The sequence below is a fragment of the Pseudomonas sp. NMI760_13 genome, from assembly GCF_021283245.1.
In the GTDB taxonomy this organism is placed as follows: domain Bacteria; phylum Pseudomonadota; class Gammaproteobacteria; order Pseudomonadales; family Pseudomonadaceae; genus Aquipseudomonas; species Aquipseudomonas peradeniyensis.
Genome location: NZ_JAJSRC010000029.1, coordinates 45236 through 65016 on the forward strand (window position 1 = coordinate 45236; position 19781 = coordinate 65016).

The 19781-nt window shown below is 66.5% G+C and carries 13 protein-coding genes; 7 read left to right on the forward strand and 6 right to left on the reverse strand.

Features of this window, described 5'->3' with window-relative positions; genetic code table 11:
* Window positions 1-31: 31 nt before the first annotated feature.
* Complete coding sequence (locus tag LU671_RS23720) at window positions 32-325, forward strand: hypothetical protein (protein ID WP_110735938.1); 294 nt, start codon at window positions 32-34, stop codon at window positions 323-325.
* Window positions 326-463: 138 nt separating this feature from the next.
* Here the strand turns inward: LU671_RS23720 and LU671_RS23725 are convergent, their stop codons facing one another.
* On the reverse strand, window positions 464-5368 hold the full coding sequence (locus LU671_RS23725) for an alpha-2-macroglobulin (protein ID WP_232857076.1): 4905 nt from the start codon (window positions 5366-5368) through the stop codon (window positions 464-466).
* A 269-nt stretch (window positions 5369-5637) separates the two neighbouring features.
* On the opposite strand from LU671_RS23725, the gene LU671_RS23730 reads away from it, so the two are divergent.
* Entirely contained in the window at window positions 5638-6975 is a 1338-nt protein-coding gene (locus tag LU671_RS23730; protein WP_203650340.1) for an MATE family efflux transporter, read from the forward strand.
* A gap of 116 nt (window positions 6976-7091) precedes the next feature.
* On the opposite strand, the gene LU671_RS23735 is transcribed toward LU671_RS23730, so the two are convergent.
* The 3 genes from LU671_RS23735 to LU671_RS23745 form a co-directional block, all read right to left on the reverse strand.
* A complete protein-coding gene (locus LU671_RS23735; protein WP_232857103.1) occupies window positions 7092-7547 on the reverse strand; it encodes an REP-associated tyrosine transposase in 456 nt (151 codons plus the stop codon).
* A 185-nt stretch (window positions 7548-7732) separates the two neighbouring features.
* Window positions 7733-9646 (reverse strand): arginine decarboxylase, encoded by a 1914-nt coding sequence (speA, locus tag LU671_RS23740; RefSeq protein ID WP_028691191.1) that lies wholly within the window; start codon window positions 9644-9646, stop codon window positions 7733-7735.
* Between the two features lie 152 nt (window positions 9647-9798).
* Window positions 9799-10170, reverse strand: coding sequence for a translation initiation factor Sui1 (locus tag LU671_RS23745; protein ID WP_050703605.1), 372 nt, complete (start codon window positions 10168-10170; stop codon window positions 9799-9801).
* Window positions 10171-10512: 342 nt separating this feature from the next.
* Between LU671_RS23745 and LU671_RS23750 the strand changes: the two genes are divergently transcribed.
* Window positions 10513-11124, forward strand: a complete 612-nt coding sequence (locus tag LU671_RS23750) for a DapH/DapD/GlmU-related protein (protein ID WP_203650327.1) — start codon at window positions 10513-10515, stop codon at window positions 11122-11124.
* A 125-nt stretch (window positions 11125-11249) separates the two neighbouring features.
* Here LU671_RS23750 and LU671_RS23755 read toward each other — a convergent pair whose 3' ends face one another.
* Entirely contained in the window at window positions 11250-11786 is a 537-nt protein-coding gene (locus LU671_RS23755; protein ID WP_232857078.1) for an NUDIX hydrolase, read from the reverse strand.
* Window position 11787: 1 nt separating this feature from the next.
* A complete protein-coding gene (locus LU671_RS23760; protein WP_062572768.1) occupies window positions 11788-12855 on the reverse strand; it encodes a DUF2333 family protein in 1068 nt (355 codons plus the stop codon).
* Window positions 12856-13104: 249 nt separating this feature from the next.
* Here LU671_RS23760 and LU671_RS23765 point away from each other — a divergent pair, with 249 nt between their 5' ends.
* The 4 genes from LU671_RS23765 to aroQ all read left to right on the forward strand — a co-directional run bounded on the left by LU671_RS23765 (window position 13105) and on the right by aroQ (window position 19718).
* The gene (locus tag LU671_RS23765) at window positions 13105-14721 is read left to right on the forward strand and encodes a diguanylate cyclase (protein WP_232857080.1); all 1617 of its coding nucleotides are present in this window, start codon (window positions 13105-13107) and stop codon (window positions 14719-14721) included.
* A 526-nt stretch (window positions 14722-15247) separates the two neighbouring features.
* Window positions 15248-16993: a methyl-accepting chemotaxis protein gene (locus LU671_RS23770; RefSeq protein WP_442964145.1), complete on the forward strand. Its 1746-nt coding sequence runs from the start codon at window positions 15248-15250 to the stop codon at window positions 16991-16993.
* Between the two features lie 337 nt (window positions 16994-17330).
* Entirely contained in the window at window positions 17331-19088 is a 1758-nt protein-coding gene (locus LU671_RS23775; protein ID WP_232857083.1) for a protein-disulfide reductase DsbD, read from the forward strand.
* Between the two features lie 177 nt (window positions 19089-19265).
* Window positions 19266-19718, forward strand: coding sequence for a type II 3-dehydroquinate dehydratase (aroQ, locus tag LU671_RS23780; RefSeq protein ID WP_011535870.1), 453 nt, complete (start codon window positions 19266-19268; stop codon window positions 19716-19718).
* Window positions 19719-19781: the final 63 nt, after the last annotated feature.

The following is a 19781-nucleotide window of genomic DNA, read 5'->3' on the forward strand; positions in this document are numbered from 1 at the left end:
GAATCGCCGATTCGTTGATCAGGAAGCGACTATGCATGTAGAAGGTTTTTTCGAGTGGCTGGGCCAGGTACTGGGTTCGGTGATCCGTTTTATCGTCGACGGCCTGAGCGGGTTGTTCAACCTGCTGGCCAACGCCGGCGGCAATTTCATCGACGGCCTGGCGCGCACGCTGGGCATGGACACCTCGCTGGTCAGCATCCTGGCGCTGATCGTTGGCCTGATGCTGCTGTACTCGGCGGTTCGCGCGTTCATGCGGGCGTCGATCATCCTCGGGATCATCTGGGCGTTGCTGGGGTTGTGGGTGTTGAGTTGGGTGGTGCACTGAAAGCCCTGTAGGAGCGGCCTTGTGCCGCGAAAGGGCTGCGTAGCAGCCCCGGCGATTCTCGCATTGACGTCGAGATCGGGGGGCCGCTGCGCGGCCCTTTCGCGGCACAAGGCCGCTCCTACAGGGGGGCGCGTTGCCTCAGCGGGCGCGTACCACCATCTCGCCCTGGCTGTCGCCGATCGCCTGCAGGTTCGGCCGGTACATCGACTCCACCTGCGGCGGCGGGATGCGGTAGCTGCCCGGGGTCACCGCGCGGGCCAGGTACAGCAGGTGGGTGGTGCCGTAGCTGTCGAGCTTGAGCGCGGCCACGTAGCGGTCGTCACGGTACTCCTGGTGCACCACGCTGGCGTTCTGCATCGACTCGCGCCACTGCTTCACCGCACTGCTGGCGTTGTCCAGGCTGGCGGCGCTCTGCGCCAGGTTCTGGTTCTCAAGCTCCAGGCCCGCCGGCAGCAGGTCGACCACCAGGGCGTCCGGCACCTGGTCCTGGGCCTTGAGCGCCAGGTGCACCAGTACCAGGTCGCCGCTGCGCAGGTTGCGCACATCCAGCGCCTGGCCGTTCATGCCCAGGTACTCGCGGCGGATCTCCATGCCGTTGCCACTGGCGGCTGGGGCCTGGCGCGGGTAGCCGGACAGGGTCAGCTGCTGGTACAGGGTGTCGCCACCCTGGTTCTGCACGGTCAACGGCGAGGCCAACAGCGGGCCTTCGAGCTTCATGCCCGAGTCGTTGTTGTCGAACTCGCGCACTTCACCGGCGCTGTCCAGGCGAGCTTTCCAGTTGCCTTCCGGCTTGCCCAGCAGGCCACGGCCGGCGAGGAACAGCGCGTTGCGCTCCTGGGTTGACAGCCAGCGGTTGGCGGCCAGCTCGTCGGACAGGCCGAACAGGCGTTGGTCGACCTGGTTGCCGGCAAGGTTGTTCTCCTGCAGCAGGGCGAGGATCAGCGCCTGGTCACGCAGGGCGCTGCCGTAGTCGGCCATCCAGCCCTTGCTGCGGGTCACTGCCAGGCCTGCCTGCAATGCCTGCTGCGAACGCTGCTTGTCACCCATCTTGTCCAGCGCCACCGCCAGTTGCACCAGCGGCAAGCCGGAGCGGGCGTCGGCACGGCGCTCGAACAGGCTGCGCAGGGCACCCAGCGGCGCCTGTTGGCTGCGCGCCAGCACCAGGCCGGCGTAGGCTTGCACGGCGAAGCGGGTGTGGTCGGCGTTCTGGCTGTAGTCGACTTCGATCAGGTTGCGCTCCTGCACATAACGCAGCAGGCGCTCGCTGGCCTTCTTCAGTACTTCGGCCGGCACGCCGTAGCCTTGCTCACGGGCACGCAGCAGGAAGTCGGTGACGTAGGCGGTCAGCCAGTACTCTTCCGCGCTGTCCGAGCTCCACAGGCCGAAGCTGCCGTTGTAGCGCTGCATGCCCAGCAGGTGCTCGATGCCCATCTCGATCTTGCGCTTGCGCACATCAGCCGGCTCGCCCTTGATGCCCAAGCGCTTGAGGCTGTCGGCATCGGCGTACAGCGACGGGTACAGGCCACTGGTGGTCTGCTCCAGGCAGCCGTAGGGGTAGGCTTCCAGGGCGCGGATCTGCTCGGCCAGGTTCAGCGGTGGGCGGCTCGACAACGCCAGGCTCGCTTCCAGGCCCGCTGGCTCGAACTCGGCCAGGTCGCTGTCCGGCAGGCTCCAGGGTTGGTCCTTGAGGGCCACGCGATAGTGCTTGAGCATCGCCGGGTAGGCCGGGCGCACACCGAGGGTCCATTCGCGTTCGAAGGTGTTGGCCGGCTCGCCCGGCAGTTGCAGGCCATTGACCTGCACCCGCACCTTGCCCTGGCCCAGACCGCCCTGGGCCTGCACCGGGATCATCAGGGTGGTGCGCTGGCCTTCGGCCAGGGTGAAGTTCTGCTGGGCACCGCCAACCAGGCTCAACTGGCCTTCGGCGATCATCTGCACGCTCAGTTGCTGGTCGCGGCCGGACAGGTTGGCCAGGTCCAGCGCCAGCCGGGTGCGGTCACCGCCGGCGAGGAAGCGCGGCGCGGACAGTTCGGCGATCAGCGGCGCGGCGACCACGGTCTTGCCTTCGGCCATGCCGAAGTGTTCCTCGGTCCAGGCCTGGGCCATCAGGCGCAGTTCACCGTTGAAATCGGGGATCTCGACGGTGGCCTGGCCTTCGCCCTTCTCATCGAGGGTCACCGGTAGGCTCTGTTGGGCGACGATGGTCACCGTGGTGTTCGGGCGCTTGCCGCCCTTGGCCATGGCGGCGTCACCACCGAAGGCGAGGCTGGCCAGGCGGCCCTGGCCGGCTTCGATCAGCTGGCCGTAGATGTCCAGCTGGTCGGCGCCATAGGCCTTGCGGCCGAACAGGCTGGCGAACGGGTCGGGGGTCTTGAAATCGGTGATGTTGAGGATGCCCACATCCACGGCGGACAGCAGCACATGCACCTGCTTCGGCACGCTGCCGTCGGCGTTGACCGCCTTGAACTTCACGGTCAGCGGCTGCTTGGGTCGCATTTTCTCCGGCGCCTGCAGCGACACGGCCAGCTTGCGCTCGGCGCGGTCCAGCGGCAGGTGCAGCACACCCACGGCGCGTTTCGGCGTGGCGTTGGCCTTGCGCTCGCCCGGGCGGATCACCAGGGCGCTGATGTACAGGTCGTGGCGCGCCCACTTCTTGTCCAGCTCGACGTCGAAGGTCTTGCCCTCGGCAGGTACGTCGATCTCCTGCCACCACAGCGGACCATCGGCGGACTCGATCATCAGGTAGCCGCTGCCGGCGGCAGGCGGAGTGACAGTGACCTTGGCGGTGCCGCCGTCCTTGTAGGCGGGCTTGTCCAGGGCGATCTTGACCTGGTCGGGGCGCACGGCGCCGCCCTCGGCGTTGTCCTGGGCACGGTAGCCGGCCCAGAAGCGCGCGCTGGAGACCAGGCCGGTCTGCGGGTCTTCGACCTCGACGCGGTACGGGCCCCACTCCACCTGGAAGTTCAGCTTGGCGGTGGAGCCGGCCTTCACGCTGACGGTTTCCTCAGCCTGGGTGAGGAATTTCTCGTTGTAGTTGTAGCTCCAGCCATCGCTCTGCGAGTAGTTCCAGTAGTAGTCGCGGCGCTCGCGGATCAGGCGCACCTTCAGGTTGTCGGCGGCGAGCTTCTTGCCGTTGCGGTCGGCCACTAGGAACTCGAATTCCACCGGGCCATCGCCGTCGGTCTCTTCGCCGTCGAACAGGCCGCGCAGGCCCGGCAGGCGGTCAGCGGGCCAGATCGGCTGCTCCAGGCGCCGGGTGATCGGCCGGCCGCCGGACTCCTGCAAGCTGGCCTGCACGGTCAGTTGCAGCGGCGAGCGGGCCTCGGCCCAGCGGCTTTCGATATCGATGCGGGCCTTGCCGTTCTGGTCGAGGGTGACTTCGTCCAGCTCCAGGTCCTGGTTCAGGTCGGTCTCGGTGACCGCACCGAACTGGTAGCCCGGCAGCGTTTTCACCGCTTCGCGCAGCGGGCGCACGTAGGCCTGGCCGCTGAGGCGGTTGCCAGCAGCCGGCGCGCCGTAGAGGTAACGGCCATTGACCTGGATGCTGGCGGTCTCATCCGGCGCCAGCGGCGTGGTGCTGCCCTTGAGCTCCAGCGCCAGACGCTCTGGGAGGAAGTCCTCGACAAGGAATTCGTAGACCTGCTTGCGGCCACCGCCCATGTCCAGCAGCAGTTGCCAGCGGCCGGTCGGGGCCTCGCTGGCCAGTTGCAACTGGTACTGGAACAGGCCGTTCTTGTCGGCCTCCCAGACGAACTTGCGGCTGACCTGTTCGTCCGGACGACGCACTTCCACATTCACCGGCTGGGCCTTGACCGGCTTGCCGTCCTGATCGCGCAGAAGGCCGTTGAGCAGCACGGTCTCGCCCGGGCGATAGAGGTCGCGCGGGCCGAAGATGAAGAACTGCAGCGGGTTGGCCTGGGGGCCGGTGATGTCGAACTCGGCCAGGTCCAGGGCAGCGGTGTTCAGGCGCAGCAGGGTGGTGTGCACGCCCTGGGTGGCGATCAGGGTATCGGCCTTGGCGGTAATTGGCAGCTGGGCATGGCCGTCGCCGTCGGTCTTGGCCTGGGCCAGCAGCTTGCCCTTGTCGTCGTGCAGTTCGAGGGTGACGTCCTTGAGCGCCTTGCCACCTTCAAGGGCCTGGCTGAACACGTCCAGGCGGTCGCGGTAACGGTGCGCGGAAACGCCGATGTCGCTCAGGGTGAACAGGGTCGCCGGCTGCGAATAGTCATAGGTGCCCGAGGCGCGCATCACCGCCAGGTACACGCCCGGCTCCTGCAGCGGCTTGATCCCGGCGATCGGCAGCAGCACGGTCTCGCGGGTGTTGCGCGCGGGGTTGAGGTCGAAGCGGCCGCTGTAGACCAGCTCGGCCATCTCCAGGGTTTCCTTGGACTGGTAGTAGTAGAGGCTTGAGTTGCGGCCCCAGTTGACCAGGAAGCTGGAGAGCATGTCCGGCTTGATGCGGAAGAACTCGACATCGACCTTGTCGACGTTCAGGGCGATCACCGGCAGGCCTTCGGCCAGGCGCGTGGGCAGCAGCGAACCGCGGCTGGCGAAGCCCACGGTGGGCTGCATGTCGCGGGTCTCGAAGCGGCTGACCGATTCGGCCTCAAGCTGGTTGCCGTTGACCGAGAGCAGGCCCTTGTCGATGGTCAGGACCATCTTGCGCTGCGGCTCCAGGTGGCGCAGGCGCAGTTCCATCTGGTTGTCGGAGAGTTCCCAGGCACCGTCGACCTTGCCCTTGACGGTGTCGACCAGGTGCAGCTTGGCGGCGAAGTCCTGGTTGGCGTCCAGCGGCGCGGAGACGCTGACCGACAGGGTGCTGGCGCCGTCGAGCTGGACTTCCGAGACGTCCAGCACGGTCAGCTCGCGGCCGGCGTAGCGCTTGGCAAGCAGCGCCGGGTCTTCGCGCTTGGCCACCTTGGTTTCGGCGGGCGCGACGGCGGTAGCGGCATCGGCGGGGGCCGATGGCTTGTCCGGCGTGGAGGAATCACAGGCACTGAGCAGGGCCAGCGCGCAGGCCAGCAACAATCCTTTGTTGAGCATTTGAGAGGGGACTCTTCGGCAGCGTGTACGTGAGGGGGGCAACTATAGCGCAACGGTGCACGGCTTACCTGCCGATGCGCGGCAAGTGAGACCCTGTTCGCGCCGATTGGTTTCCGGGCGGGTAGAATGCTGGCCATTCGTCAATGGGGCGCGCTGCGCACGCCTTTCGCGGCGCAAGGCCGCTCCTACAGGGGCATGCAGTTTCCTGTAGGAGCGGCCTTGTGCCGCGAAAGGGCTGCGCAGCAGCCCCGAGTTCCTCAGGACCTCGCATGTCTTCACTGTCCACCGCCTGGCGCGACCGCCCCACCCACCACAAGGTCTGGGCCCTGGCCGCGCCAATGATCCTGTCCAACATCTCGGTGCCGCTGGTGGCGCTGGTCGACAGCACGGTGATCGGCCACCTGCCCCACGCCCACCAGTTGGGCGCGGTGGCGGTGGGCGCCACGCTGTTCACCTTCATGGTCGGGCTGATGGGCTTCCTGCGCATGGGTTCCACCGGTTTCGCCGCCCAGGCCGCCGGCCGCGGCGACGGCGCCGCGCTGCGCCAGGTGCTGGTGCAGGGGCTGCTGCTGGCACTGGCCTTCGCCCTGCTGATCGGCCTGCTCGCCCTGCCCTTCAGCCAGCTGGCGCTGCACGCGATGCAGCCCAGCGAGGCGCTGCATGCCTCCACCGAGGCGTTCTTCCACACTCGCCTGCTTGGCCTGCCGGCGGCGCTGGCCAGCTACGCCCTGGTCGGCTGGTTCCTCGGCACGCAGAACGCCCGGGCGCCGCTGGCGATCCTGCTGACCACCAACCTGCTGAACATCGCCCTGAACCTGTGGTTCGTGCTCGGCCTGGACTGGGGCGTGGTCGGCTCGGCACGGGCCTCGGTGATCGCCGAGTGGAGCGCCGCCCTGCTCGGCCTGGCCCTCACCCGCCCGGCGCTACGCGCCTACCCCGGGCACATTGCCTGGGCCGCGCTGAAACGTTGGCAGGCCTGGCGGCCCTTGCTGGCGGTGAACCGCGATATCTTCCTGCGCAGCCTGGCGTTGCAGCTGGTATTCCTGCTGCTGACCGTGCAGGGCGCCCGGCTGGGCGAAGCGACGGTGGCGGCCAATGCCCTGCTGCTCAACGGGCTGATGCTCACCGCCTATGCCCTCGATGGCCTGGCCCATGCGGTCGAGGCGCTGTGCGGGCATGCCATCGGCGCCCGTGATCGCGGCGCCCTGAAACGGGCGCTGGTGGTGGCCTGCGGTTGGTCGTTGATCGTCAGTCTGGGGTTCGCGGTGCTGTTCCTGCTGGGCGGCCATCTGTTCATCGACCTGCAGACCGATATCGCCAGCGTGCGCGAGGCGGCGTATCCGTACCTGCCGTATCTGGCGGTGCTGCCGTTGGTGGCGGTGTGGAGTTACCTGCTCGATGGGTTGTTCATCGGTGCGACGCGGGCGCGGGAGATGCGCAATGCGATGCTGGTGTCGGTGGTGATTGCGTTGCCCGTGGCGTTTGCCATGCGTGGGTTCGGCAATCATGGGTTGTGGCTGGCGTTTCTGGGGTTCATGGCGTTGCGGGCGGGGACGCTGGGGTGGGTGGGGTGGCGGTTGCAGGAAAAGGGGCGTTGGGTTCGGTGACGTTGGGGCCGCGTTGCGGCCCTTTCGCGGCACAAGGCCGCTCCTACATGGGATCGCGGTCTTCTGTAGGAGCGGCCTTGTGCCGCGAAATGAGGGCGCAGCCCTCACCTGCGGACTTACAGCCAAACACAGTCCCAATGTGAATACTCGCCGGCACGCTGAACCAGCCCGGCACGAATGGGATTGGCGATAATGTAGCGGGCAGCGGCCTTGACGTTGTCGTCTCGACGCAATGCCCGATCATGAAAACCGGGTTGCCAGACACGTTGACGATCCACTCCGACACGAAAGAGTGCGCAACTGCTTCTGGATTTGAACGCACGCATCAGACTGCTCAAGCTGCCCTGTCTGAGTTCAACCAGCCAGTGCAGGTGATCAGGCATGAGTACCCAAGCCAAGGACTGGCAAGTGCCTTCCTGCTGGCTCAAGCGAAGTTGCTGGATAACTGCCCTGGCGAAACGCAGGTCAGTGAACAGTGGCGTGCGATTGCGGGTAGTGGTTGTAAGCAGGTACGGACGACCAGCCTCTGAAAAGCGCCCTCTACGCAGTCGGTGGTTACCTTGATGCTCGATGAGTCACTCCCTTGAACATTGCATTCAAAGGTAGTCGCATGGGGCGGACAGCTTTAGAAGAAAGCGTTTCAGATTGTGCTTTCGGTGAGGCCCTTTCGCGGCACAAAGGCCGCTCCTACAGGGTATGCATTCTCCCTGTAGGAGCGGCCTTGTGCCGCGAAAGGGCCGCAAGGCGGCCCCGGCGATTACGAAGACAGGTACGACGACCGGGTCAACCCAAGCCGCAACGCATCAAGGAACTGCGTGCGCTCGCGGGCGGTGATCCGTGCACTGGCCACCTTGTCGCGGTAATGGGTCATCAACTCCTCCGGCGACAGGTGCACGTAGCGCAGCATGTCCTCGATGGTGTCGTGTGTCTCGATGCCGGCGTGGTAAACGCTGCCGTCGGCGTTCTGGTAGATGTTCACCGAGTCGGTGTCACCGAACAGGTTGTGCATGTCGCCGAGGATCTCCTGGTACGCGCCCACCAGGAACACGCCCAGCAGGTAGTCCTCGCCTTCCTTGACCGCGTGCACCGGCATGCTGGTCTCGATGCTCTGCTCGTCGACGTACTGGTTGATCTTGCCGTCGGAGTCGCAGGTCAGGTCCTGCAGCACGGCGCGGCGCAGCGGCTCCTCGTCCAGGCGGTGCAGCGGGATGATCGGCAGCACCTGGCCGATGGCCCAGGTGTCCGGCAGGCTCTGGAACACCGAGAAGTTGCAGATGTACTTGTCGGCCAACTTGTCGTTCAGCTCGTCCAGCACCTGGCGGTGCGAGCGCTGGCGGGCCTTGAGCGAGTTGTGCAGGCGGCGGCACACGGCGAAGTAGCACTGCTCGGCCAGGGCTTTTTCAGCCAGGGTCAGCTTGCCGTCGGCGTACTGCGCGGCCACGTCGCCCATGTAGTGGGTGGCGCGCCAGTAGGTCTCGGTGACCATCTCGATGTCGGTGGGGCCGAGCAGGTCGGCCAGCCACTGCACGGTCTCGGGCAGCGACTCCTTGTTCTCGATGGTCGGCATCTCGTCGTTGTGGCTCTCGACGTCGGTCACCTGGATCACCAGCATGGCGTGGTGCGCGGTCAGCGAGCGGCCACTCTCGGAGAAGATGTGCGGGTGCGGCAGGCCCTGCGCGTCGCAGAACTCCTTGAGCATCCCGACCACCACGCCGGCGTAGTCATCCATGTCGTAGTTGATCGAGCTGGCGTTGCGCGAGTGGGTACCGTCGTAGTCCACGCCCAGGCCGCCGCCGACGTCGATGTGATCGACCGGCAGGCCCAGGGCGCGCAGTTCGCCGTAATAGCGGATGGCTTCCTTGAAGCCGTGCTGGTAGTCGGCCAGGTTGGCGATCTGCGAACCCATGTGGAAGTGCAGCAGGCGTATGCCCTGGTCGAGCCCTGCGTCACGGAAGCGCTGCACCACCGAGATCAACTGGGCGGCGGACAGGCCGAACTTGGACTTCTCACCCCCGGTGTCGGCCCACTTGCTCGAGGCCAGCGACGACAGGCGCACACGCAGGCCGACCTGTGGCTTGACCTTCAGCTCCGCGGCTTCCTCGATCACCAGGGCGACCTCGGATTCCTTCTCGATGACGATGAACACGTTGTGGCCGAGCTTCTGGCCCATCAGCGCCAGGCGGATGAACTCGCGGTCCTTGTAGCCGTTGCAGACGATGGTGCCGCCCTTCGGCGCCAGCGCCAGCACCGCCAGCAGCTCGGGCTTGGAGCCGGCTTCCAGGCCGATGGAGACGTTCTGGGTGGCGATGATGTTCTCGACCACCGCTTCCTGCTGGTTGACCTTGATCGGGTACAGCGCGGTGTACTGGCTCTGGTATTCCAGGCGCGCGATGTTGGCGTCGAAGGCGCCGGTCAGCTGACGCACGCGGTCCTGCAGGATGTCGGGGAAACGGACCAGCAGCGGCAGCGACAGACCGCTCTGGCGCAGCTCCTGAACCTGCTCGAACAGGTCGATCGGCGCGCTGTCCGGGCCGTTGGGGCGCACTTCGACGCGCCCGGCCTCATTGATGGCGAAATAACCAGCGCCCCAATGGCGGATGCCATAAACACTGCGGCTGTCGGCCACGGTCCATTGGCTACCATCGTCTTTGCGTGTGCGTCGTACGGACATTCAAGTCCCCTATAGATAAGTCCAAGACACTGCCCCATCGGGTGGCGGGCGCAGTGTAGAAGCTGAAAATGACGAATCGTCCGTGCCCCCGGATAGACCCTGGCCACGGCATCGAGTTTAGAAAGCGCTGGGCGAAAAGTCGCGCGACGGCCTCAGCCGCCGGATTTTTTCGCCTTGAAGCCCTGTTTGATCAGCTCGCCGAGCAACAGTTCGACATGGTCGCCCTGAATCTCGATGACCCCATCCTTGAGCGCGCCGCCGGTGCCGCAACGACGCTTGAGCGTGCTGGCGAGCTCCTTGAGCTGTTCGAGGGGCAGCGGCACGCCGGTGATGGTGGTCACGGTCTTGCCGCCGCGACCTTTGCTTTCACGACGCACACGGGCAATGCCATCGCCTTCGGGGATGACCTGCTGCTTGCAGATGCAGGCGTCCACCGGCTGGCCACAGTCGGGACAGTGCCGACCGGCGTCGGTGGAATATACGAGACCGCCAAGGGCGGCGAAGGAAGAAGCTTTCTTGGCCACTTTTGTTCCTCTGTGCCGAGGACAAAAAACTGGTCGACGGGTGTCGACCGCGAAGCCCCACTCTGGCAGGGGCGGCGCTACTGCCGCAAGATCCTGCGACAGCCCGAAAAGGGCGCGCAGTGTAACGATAATTCTGCCTGTTGCTAAGTACAGGATTGCGCCATTTTACGAATGTTTTGCGACCTGGCTCATTGCGGCGCTACAACCTTGCCCGCGAGCTCGAACCTGGAGCCTGCAGCGAGGGCGCCTTGCTCCAACACCCGGTAACGATTCGTTTATGGCAATGACAGGAGCAGCCGCCATAGTACGGACTTCGCCAGCCCTCATGCAGGAGACCGTCCAATGAGTATTCCCGCCGTCAGCGCATTCATTGCCCGCTGGCACGAACTGCGCCTGGCTCCGCCCATGGCCTGGCAGGTGACCCAGGACAGCCACAACCAAGTCCTGGCATTGCTGGGCAGGCTGCCGCCAGGCTACCGGCGCCAGGGCGATTGCGCGGTCCACGAGACCGCGACCGTCGAACCGGGCGCAGTCCTGAAAGGCCCGATCATCATTGGCGCGGGTTGCTTCGTGGCCGCCGGGGCCTATCTGCGGGGCGGGGTCTACCTGGGCAGCCAGTGCGTCGTCGGCCCGAGCTGCGAGCTGAAAAGCAGCTTCATGCTCGACGGCAGCAAGCTGGCGCACTTCAACTTCGTCGGCGACTCGTTGATCGGCTCAACGGTCAATGTCGAAGCCGGCGCCATCATCGCCAACTATCGCAACGAGCTGGACGGCGCCCCCATCCGGATTCGCCACGGCGAGGGGGTCATGGAGACAGCGGTCAGCAAATTCGGCGCACTGGTCGGCGACGGCTGCAAGATCGGGGCAAACGCCGTTATCGCGCCTGGCGCACTCCTGCAACCGGGTACACAGGTGCCGCGCCTCGGGCTGATCGACCAGTACGCCTACGACTGAACACGGGCCTTGTAGCGCTCCGGGCTTGCGCCATTTCACGAAAAATTTGCGACCTCTATCGCGGGGCAAGCCCGCTCCCACGAAATAAGTGCTATTACGTGGGAGCGGGCTTGCCCCGCGATCGGTCAGATCAGGCCAGCCTGGTATCGCTGCAACGCCACCAACGAGTCGGGGCAGTACGGCAGCTTTGCGCTTTCGGCCTGGGCCTGCTCGACGCTGATGAACCGCGCCTCGATGACCTCCTCGGGCTGCAAGCGCAGCGGCCCGTCCCACACCGCCGAATACATCGCGCACCACAAGCGGTTGCCCGGCTGCTCGAAGTAGAAGGTCTCGTGAAAACCCAACTCGACGCCGCTCACCCCCAGCTCCTCGGCAAGCTCCCGCGCCGCCGATTCGGCGTAGGACTCCTGCACCCCGACCATGCCGCCGGCCGCCACATCCCAGTAACCGGGATACAGCGCCTTGCTCAGGGTGCGCCGGTGCACGCACAGTTCGCCCGCGCCGTTGAACAGCAAAATGAACGTGCAGCGCCCGATCAGGCCGCGCTCGCGCAGCTCGGCCCGTGGCAAGGCGCCGAGCAGTTGGTCATGCTCGTCGACCCAGACCACCAGCTCGGCGTCGGAGGCCGCGCGGTGCGCGACCTCGGCAGGATTGGTCGGCATATCAGCCCTGGGACAGCAGTTGGCGCAGGTCGATGACCGCGGCGTTGGCCCGGGAGATGTAGTTGGCCATCACCAGCGAGTGGTTGGCCCACATGCCGAAGCCGCTACCGTTGAGCACCATCGGGCTCCACAGCGCTTCCTGCGAGGCTTCCAGCTCGCGGATGATCTGCCGCACGCTGACCGTGGCGTTCTTCTTCGCCAGCACGTCGGCGAAGTCGACCTCGATGGCGCGCAGCAGGTGCGACAGCGCCCAGGCCTGGCCACGGGCTTCGTAGAACACGTTGTCGATCTGCAGCCACGGGGTCTCGACCACTTCCTCGTCGACCTGCGGCGCCTGGCCGGGGGCCACGGTCTCGGTCTTCAGGGTGTTGTTCAGCTTGACCCGGCCGACGCTGGCCGACAGGCGCTGCGACAGCGAGCCCAGGCGGGTGGCCACGTCGCCCAGCCAGTTGTTCAGGTTGTCGGCGCGGGTGTAGAAGATCGCGCCCTGGTCACCCTTGGCCAGACGAGTCTGATAGCGGTTCAGCGACTTGATGCCCTCTTCGAACTCCGACTCGCTGGACGGCAGGATCCAGCTCTTGTTGTCGAAGTTGAAACGCGGCTCGGCCTTGGCCAGGTCGGCGTCCTCGGTCGATTGCGACTGGGAGCGGGCGAAATCCTTGCGCAGGGCGCGGGACAGGTCACGTACCTGGACCAGCACGCCGTACTCCCAGCTCGGCATGTTGTCCATCCACAGCCCTGGTGGGAAGCGGTCGTTGGAGATGTAGCCACCCGGTTTGTCGAGCAGGGTGCCGGCGACGGTCTTGAGGGTCTCGACGGTGGTGTAGCCGATGACCATCTGCTGGCCGTTGCGCTCGGCGGCGGCCTGGGCGTTCTGCTGCACCGGGAACAGCTCGGGCTCCTGGCTCCAGTACCAGCCCAGGCCGATACACACCAGCAGGTAGAGGCCGATCAAGGTGCCCAGGGCACGGCTCCAGAGGCCACCGAGGTAGCTACGGGTGGCGGCGCCACGGGTTTCGACCCGCTCACGGGGCTCGGCCTTGGCCTCGCGGTTTTTCCAATCCAGCATGGCATTGTCCTTAATCAGTCACGAACGGTTCAGGGCTTGGACCACAGGCCTCGGCCAGGGTGCCACGACAAGCCCGCATGCCAGCACTATAAAGCAGACGCCGCCATTCGTATAAGCGACCATCGGGTCGGCAACTGAATGATGGTCCCTGAACACTTTGTTGACCCCAGGCACTCGCTTGTCGGAAAAGCAGTGCTAGCATAGAGCCATCATTGAACCTGCGCCCTCCCACTCATAAGTAGTCAGGACATGACCCAGCCAGCCGAGCCGAGCCACGAACGCCTCAAGCAGCACTTTGCCCAGCGGGTGATCCACCAGGCCCGGCAGATCCTCGAGATCTGGCAGCGCCTGCAGCGTGGCGAGTGGTCCAGCGGTGATCTGGGCGAGCTGTGCGAAGCCAACCTGCGCCTGCAACGCTACGCCGAACGCTTCGAGCAACCCGAGCACGGCAGCCTGTCGACGGCCATCGGCCAGACCCTGCGTGCCATCGAAGCCAACAGCGCGCGGCTCAACTCCGAGCTGATCAGCGAACTCAACCGCCTGATGCAGCGCCTGTCGCGCACCGGCCTGCGCAAAGGCGACCAGCTCGACAACGTGCCCCTGCCGCCGCTGCGCAAACCGGTGTACATCGTCCTGCAGGACCACGACCGCGCCGAGCGCCTGGCCCAGCAGCTGGAGTTCTTCGGCCTGACCGTGCAGGCGCTGTGCAGCGCCGAGGCGTTCCAGGCGTCGATGAGCGAGCGCCTGCCGTCGGCCATCGTCATGGACGTGGACTTCACCGGCAGCGGCATCGGCCTGCAACTGGCGGCCCAGGCCCAGCAGGGGCTGGAGCAGCCGGTACCATTGCTGTTCTTCTGCCTGCACGAGACCGACACCCCGACTCGCCTGGCCGCCGTGCGCGCCGGCGGCCAGGAGTTCCTCACCGGCACCCTGGACGCCTCCAGCCTGCTGGAGAAACTCGAACTGCTGACCAGCGCCACCCAGTACGACCCGTTCCGCGTGCTGGTGATCGACGACTCCCGCGCCCAGGCCCTGCACACCGAGCGCCTGCTCAACAGCGCCGGGATCATCACCCGCACCCTGACCGAGCCGATCCGCACCATGAGCGAGCTGGCCGACTTCCAGCCCGACCTGATCATCCTCGACCTGTACATGCCCGAGTGCACCGGCCCGGAGTTGGCCAAGGTGATCCGCCACAACGACCGCTACGTCAGCGTGCCGATCATCTACCTGTCGGCCGAGGACGACCTGGACAAGCAGCTCGACGCCATGAGCGAAGGCGGCGACGACTTCCTCACCAAACCGATCCGCTCGCGGCACCTGGTGACCACCGTGCGCAACCGCGCCGCCCGCGCCCGCCACCTCAAGGCGCGGATGGTGCGCGACAGCCTCACCGGGCTGTACAACCACACCCATATCCTGCAACTGCTCGAGGACTGCAGCTTCCGCGCCCGCCGCGAAGCGCAGCCGCTGAGCTTCGCCATGCTCGACATCGACCACTTCAAGAAGATCAACGACCGCCACGGGCACCCCATGGGTGACCGGGTGATCAAGAGCCTGGCGCTGTTCCTCAAGCAACGCCTGCGCAAGACCGACTTCATCGGCCGCTACGGCGGCGAGGAGTTCGCCATCGTCATGCCCAACACCGCGCTGGAGGCGGCGCACAAGGTGCTCGACGAGATCCGCCGGCGCTTCGCCGAGATCCATTACCCAGCGCAGCCGCATGACCTGCAGTGCACCTTCAGCGCCGGGGTGGTGCAGCTGGACGACAGCCTCGATGCGCTGACCATGGCCAGTGCGGCGGACGAGGCGCTGTACCGGGCCAAGCATGCCGGGCGCAACTGCGTGGTCAGGGTCGAGCCGTAGCCGCTGACATGGGCCGCTCTCATGGAAAACTCGTAACCCATTGATTTAACTCGATTCTGTAGGAGCGGCCTTGCGCCGCGAAAGGGCTGCGCAGCGGCCCCAGGTTCTGAGCCACCCTCGAAATTGCCGGGGCTGCTGCGCAGCCCTTTCGCGGCACAAGGCCGCTCCTACAGAGAGCAACCGGCAAACAATACCGGCACTGTGCCACTTTTTTATGGCGCCAACCCTCCGTCGTCATCACCCCGTCACAAAATCGCAATAACTTCAGGCCCCGACCTCTCCACTCCCCCTCCGCAGGAAGTTCGCGGCTATGCGCCTGAAGTGGCTGACCAATTTCAACACCCTGTTGCTGGTGACCGTGTGTATCGCCCTGGGCGCGACCCTGTGGTGGTCGCAACGCGCCCTGGAACGTCCCTATCAACTGATGGAGCGCTACCTGGGCCTGTCCCAGCAGTTCCAGAACGACGCCGCGCGCAATATCCAGGCCTACCTGGGCAGCGGCGACGCCCTGCGCCATGCTGCGGCGATGGAGGCCAACAAACAGTTGCAGGCCGCCCTGGCCGAATGGCCGCAGGAGCTGTCGGCCAAGCTGCGCCCGAGCCTCGACAGCCTGCAGGGCTTCACCGCCAACGAACTGCTCGCCGCCGGCAAGCTGGCCGGCGATCCCCAGGCCCTGCTGCTGCAGGCCGAGCGGGAGCTGGGGGCGAACCTCGAGCAACTGGCCGGCTACGCCCGCGACAGCGCCAGCAGCGATGCCGGCCGCTACCTGACGCCGCTGCTGGAGGCCTCGCTGCACCTGGGCCGGCTGTCCCTGGCCCGCGACAAGCTGGTCAGCAGCGGCCGCGCCGAACTGGCCGCCGAGGTGGAGCGCGAACTGCAGCTGATCGCCGCCCAGGCCCAAGCCATCGACGGCCTGCCGCTGCTGGGGGTGACCCGCGCCGCCGAATCCAACGCCGACGACTTCGCCGCGATGATGGGCCTGGAATCCCAGGCCAGCAGCCAGCAGGAAGACGTCGCCGTGGGCCTCAAGCGCGAACTGCACAGCCTGCTCGGTCGCTACCCCGGCGAACTGCAGCGCACCCGCGAGCAGATCGAGCGCCGCGCCGCCCTGGCCGCCAGCACCGGCGAGCGCCTGGAGGCGGTGCAGCAGGCCATCGCTGGCCTCGAGCCCGAGGTGCGCGGCCTGCACGCCACCATCGCCGGCGAGGTGCGCCTGATCCAGGGCCTGATGATCGGCCTGATTCTGCTGATCGCCCTGCTGATCGACACCCTGCAGCGCCGCCTGGCACGCACCCTGACCAGCCTGGCGCCAGCACTGTCGCGCTGGGCCGAGGGCGACTTCGCCCAGGCCATCGCCCTGGGCCGCACCAACCGCGAGCTGCACGATATCCAGGAATCGCTGAACCGCCTGCGCCAGTACCTGGTGGAGCTGGTCGGCACCATTCGCCACAACGCCGAACAGGTGGCCGGCAGCAGCCATGCCCTGGCCGGCATGAGCAGCGCCCTGCACGACGGCGCCGAGCGCCAGGCCGGCGACACGGCGCAGATCCGCGACGCCCTGGGTGAGCTGGAGGCGACCATCCAGCAGGTGGCCGGCGATGCCAGCGCCGCCGCCGAGGCCAGCCGCGATGCCGGCCGGGCCGTGGAGCAGGGCCAGACGGTGATCGGCCAGAGCCTGTCCGGCCTGCGTTCGCTGGTCGACGAGGTGCAGGGCAACGCGCGGATGATCGAACAACTGGCGGAAGAGTCGGCGACCATCGGTGGCGTGCTCACGGTGATCCGGGCGATTGCCGAGCAGACCAACCTGCTGGCCCTCAACGCCGCCATCGAAGCGGCCCGGGCCGGCGAGATGGGCCGTGGCTTCGCCGTGGTCGCGGATGAAGTGCGCTCGCTGGCCCAGCGCACCACCGGCGCCACCGGTGAGATCCAGGCGTTGATCGACCGCCTGCAGCAGGCCGCCCGCAGTTCGGTGGACGGCATGCGCACTCAGCTGGAGCACGCCGAGGCCACCGCCAACCAGGCGCAGTCGGCCGATGGCGCGCTGGACGCGATCGTCAGCGCCATCCGCACCATTGCCGACACGGCGGTGCGGATCGCCGATGTGACCGCGCAGCAGACCGGCGCGGTGAGCGAGATCCGCGATCACAGCGAGCGGATTCATGAGCTGGGTGAGGACAACTTGCAGCGCATTGGCGAAGGGCGTGAGCAGGGCGAGCAGTTGCTCAAGCTGGGGGGTGAGCTGAATACGGCGGTGCGGGCGTTCCGGCTCTAGCCATCTGCTTGATGGGGCTGCTTCGCAGCCCATCGCGGCACAAGGCCGCTCTCATGGAACAAAACATAATTCTCTGATCTGACTGGGGCAGCGTGGGAGCGGGCTTGCCCCGCGATGCGGCGTTTGGCACCGGCTACGCCGGTGATCGCGGGGCAAGCCCGCTCCCACGCTGGAACTCTGTTCCCTGCGCGACAGCGTAGCCCGGAGGGCTGGGCGATCTCCTACAGGGTTCGCGCATCTCTGTAGGAGCGGCCTTGTGCCGCGATGGGCCGCAAAGCGGCCCCAATCTCGACCAACTCCGCTATCATGCCGCCACGTTCCACCTCGCGAGTCCGCCATGCGCCGCCTGTTTTTCCTGCTGTTCCTGCTGCTGGCCAGCCCCGTCTTCGCCACGGGCCTGCTCGACAACCGCCCCAGCGCCACCCTCGGCGCCGCCTCCAACAGCGCCGACTTCCTGCCGGTGCACGAAGCCTTCAAGCTCAGCCTGGTCCAGGCCGATGCCCAGACCGTCAAGCTGCGCTTCGTCGCCACCGACGGCTACTACCTCTACCGCCACCGCTTCCAGTTCCGTACCGAGCCCGCGGATATCCGCCTGGGCGCGCCGAACATCCCCAAGGGCGAGGCCAAGCACGACGAGTTCTTCGGCGATGTCGAGGTCTATCACGGCGTGCTCGACATCGAGCTGCCACGCAATGACCCACGCACCTTCACCCTGCTGGTGGGCTACCAGGGCTGCGCCGACAAGGGCCTGTGCTATCCGCCGGAAACCGCGCGGCTGAGCATCGACGGCCAAGGCGCCCCGCTGCCGGCAACCGCCGAGCAGGGCTGGACCTGGAAATCGCTGCTGCTGTTCTTCCTCGCCGGGGTCGGCCTGACCTTCACCCCGTGCGTGCTGCCGATGCTGCCGATCCTTTCCGGCGTGGTCCTGCGCGGCCAGGTCGGCGGCCTGCGCGGGCTGTCGCTTTCACTGGCCTACGTGCTGCCGATGGCGGCAAGCTTCGCCGTGCTCGGCGCGCTGATGGGCCTGTTCGGCGCCGGTCTGAACCTGCAGGCGCGCCTGCAATCGGCCTGGGTGCTGGTGCCGTTTGCCGCGTTCTTCGTGCTGTTCGCCCTGGCCATGTTCGGCCTGTTCGACATCAAGCTCCCACAGGCCCTGAGCAGCCGCCTGGACAACCTCGCCCACCGCACCAAAGGTGGCTCGCTGCTCGGCGCGGCGGTGCTCGGCGTGCTCTCCAGCCTGCTGGTCTCGCCCTGCGTGTCGGCGCCGCTGGCCGGCGCCTTGCTGTACATCAGCGCCAGCGGCGACGCCCTGGGCGGCGCGCTGAAACTGTTCGCCCTGGGCCTGGGCATGGGCGCGCCGCTGTTGCTGGTGGCCACCGGCGGCGCGGCCTGGCTGCCGAAGAGCGGGCCATGGATGAACACGGTAAAGAACGCCATCGGCGTGCTGCTGCTGGGCCTGGCCATCGGCCTGCTCAGCCGCGTGCTGCCGGGGCCGGCCACCCTGCTGCTGGTCGGCCTGCTGGCCGCCGGCGTGGCGCTGTTCCTCGGCGCCCTGGAGTTCGTGGTCAAGACCCCACGCCAGCGCCTGGCGCAACTGCTGGGCCTGGCGCTGCTGGTGTACGCCCTGGCCTGCTGGTATGGCGCACTGAGCGGCCAGGGCGACCCGCTGCACCCGCTGCCACCACCAGTCGCGGCCAGCGGCGTCGCGCCGACCAAGGCCAACGCCTGGCAGACCCTTACCACCCCCGCCGCCCTCGACGCCGCCCTGGCCGAGGCCAAGGCCGCCGGCCAGCCGGTGCTGCTCGACTGGTACGCCGACTGGTGCATCAGCTGCAAGGTGATCGAGCACGAAGTGCTCAATGCGCCGCAAGTCCAGCCGCAACTGGGCGCCTTCCGCCTGCTGCGCTTCGATATCACCGAGAGCAACGCCGAACAACGCGCCCTGCTCGACCGCTACCGGCTGTTCGGCCCTCCCGCGCTGATGTTCTTTGCCGCGAACGGCAGCGAAATGACCACCGATCGGGTCATCGGCGAGATAAACGCCGGCGATTTCGCCCAGGTATTGACGCGCGTGCGCGGCCAACTCGGGCTATAACTTCCCGCGTCCAGTGAAAAAACCCCGCAGCGGTGACCAGACTTAATCATCTGGTCACATACTTTGCGCGAATCTCGGACATCGTGCTGGCTATTGCCGGGAACTGGACACTCAGCGCCGCTTGCGGCATAGTCGCCGCGCTATGTCGAATTGCCCTACAAAACCAAGGAATCGCAGATGGCAACCCTACTGGTGCTGCACGGCCCCAACCTGAACCTGCTCGGGACCCGCGAACCGGGCCACTATGGCGCCGCCACCCTGGCCCAGATCAATCAGGACCTGGAGCAGCGCGCCCGCGCCGCCGGCCACCATCTGCAATACCTGCAGAGCAATGCCGAATACGAATTGATCGACCGCATCCATGCCGCGCGCAACGAAGGCGTGGACTTCATCCTGATCAATCCGGCCGCTTTCACCCACACCAGCGTCGCATTACGTGACGCATTGCTCGCGGTGAGCATCCCATTCATCGAAGTGCACCTCTCGAACGTGCACAAGCGTGAACCGTTCCGCCACCACTCCTACTTTTCCGATGTTGCCGTAGGGGTGATCTGCGGTCTCGGTGCCACCGGTTACCGGCTGGCCCTGGAGTCCGCGCTGGAACACCTGGCTGCCAACGCACAGCCCTGATGACACAAGGCCTTGGCCCCTTCGGGCCGAGGCTCATGAAGAAACGTTTTCGACACGTTTTAA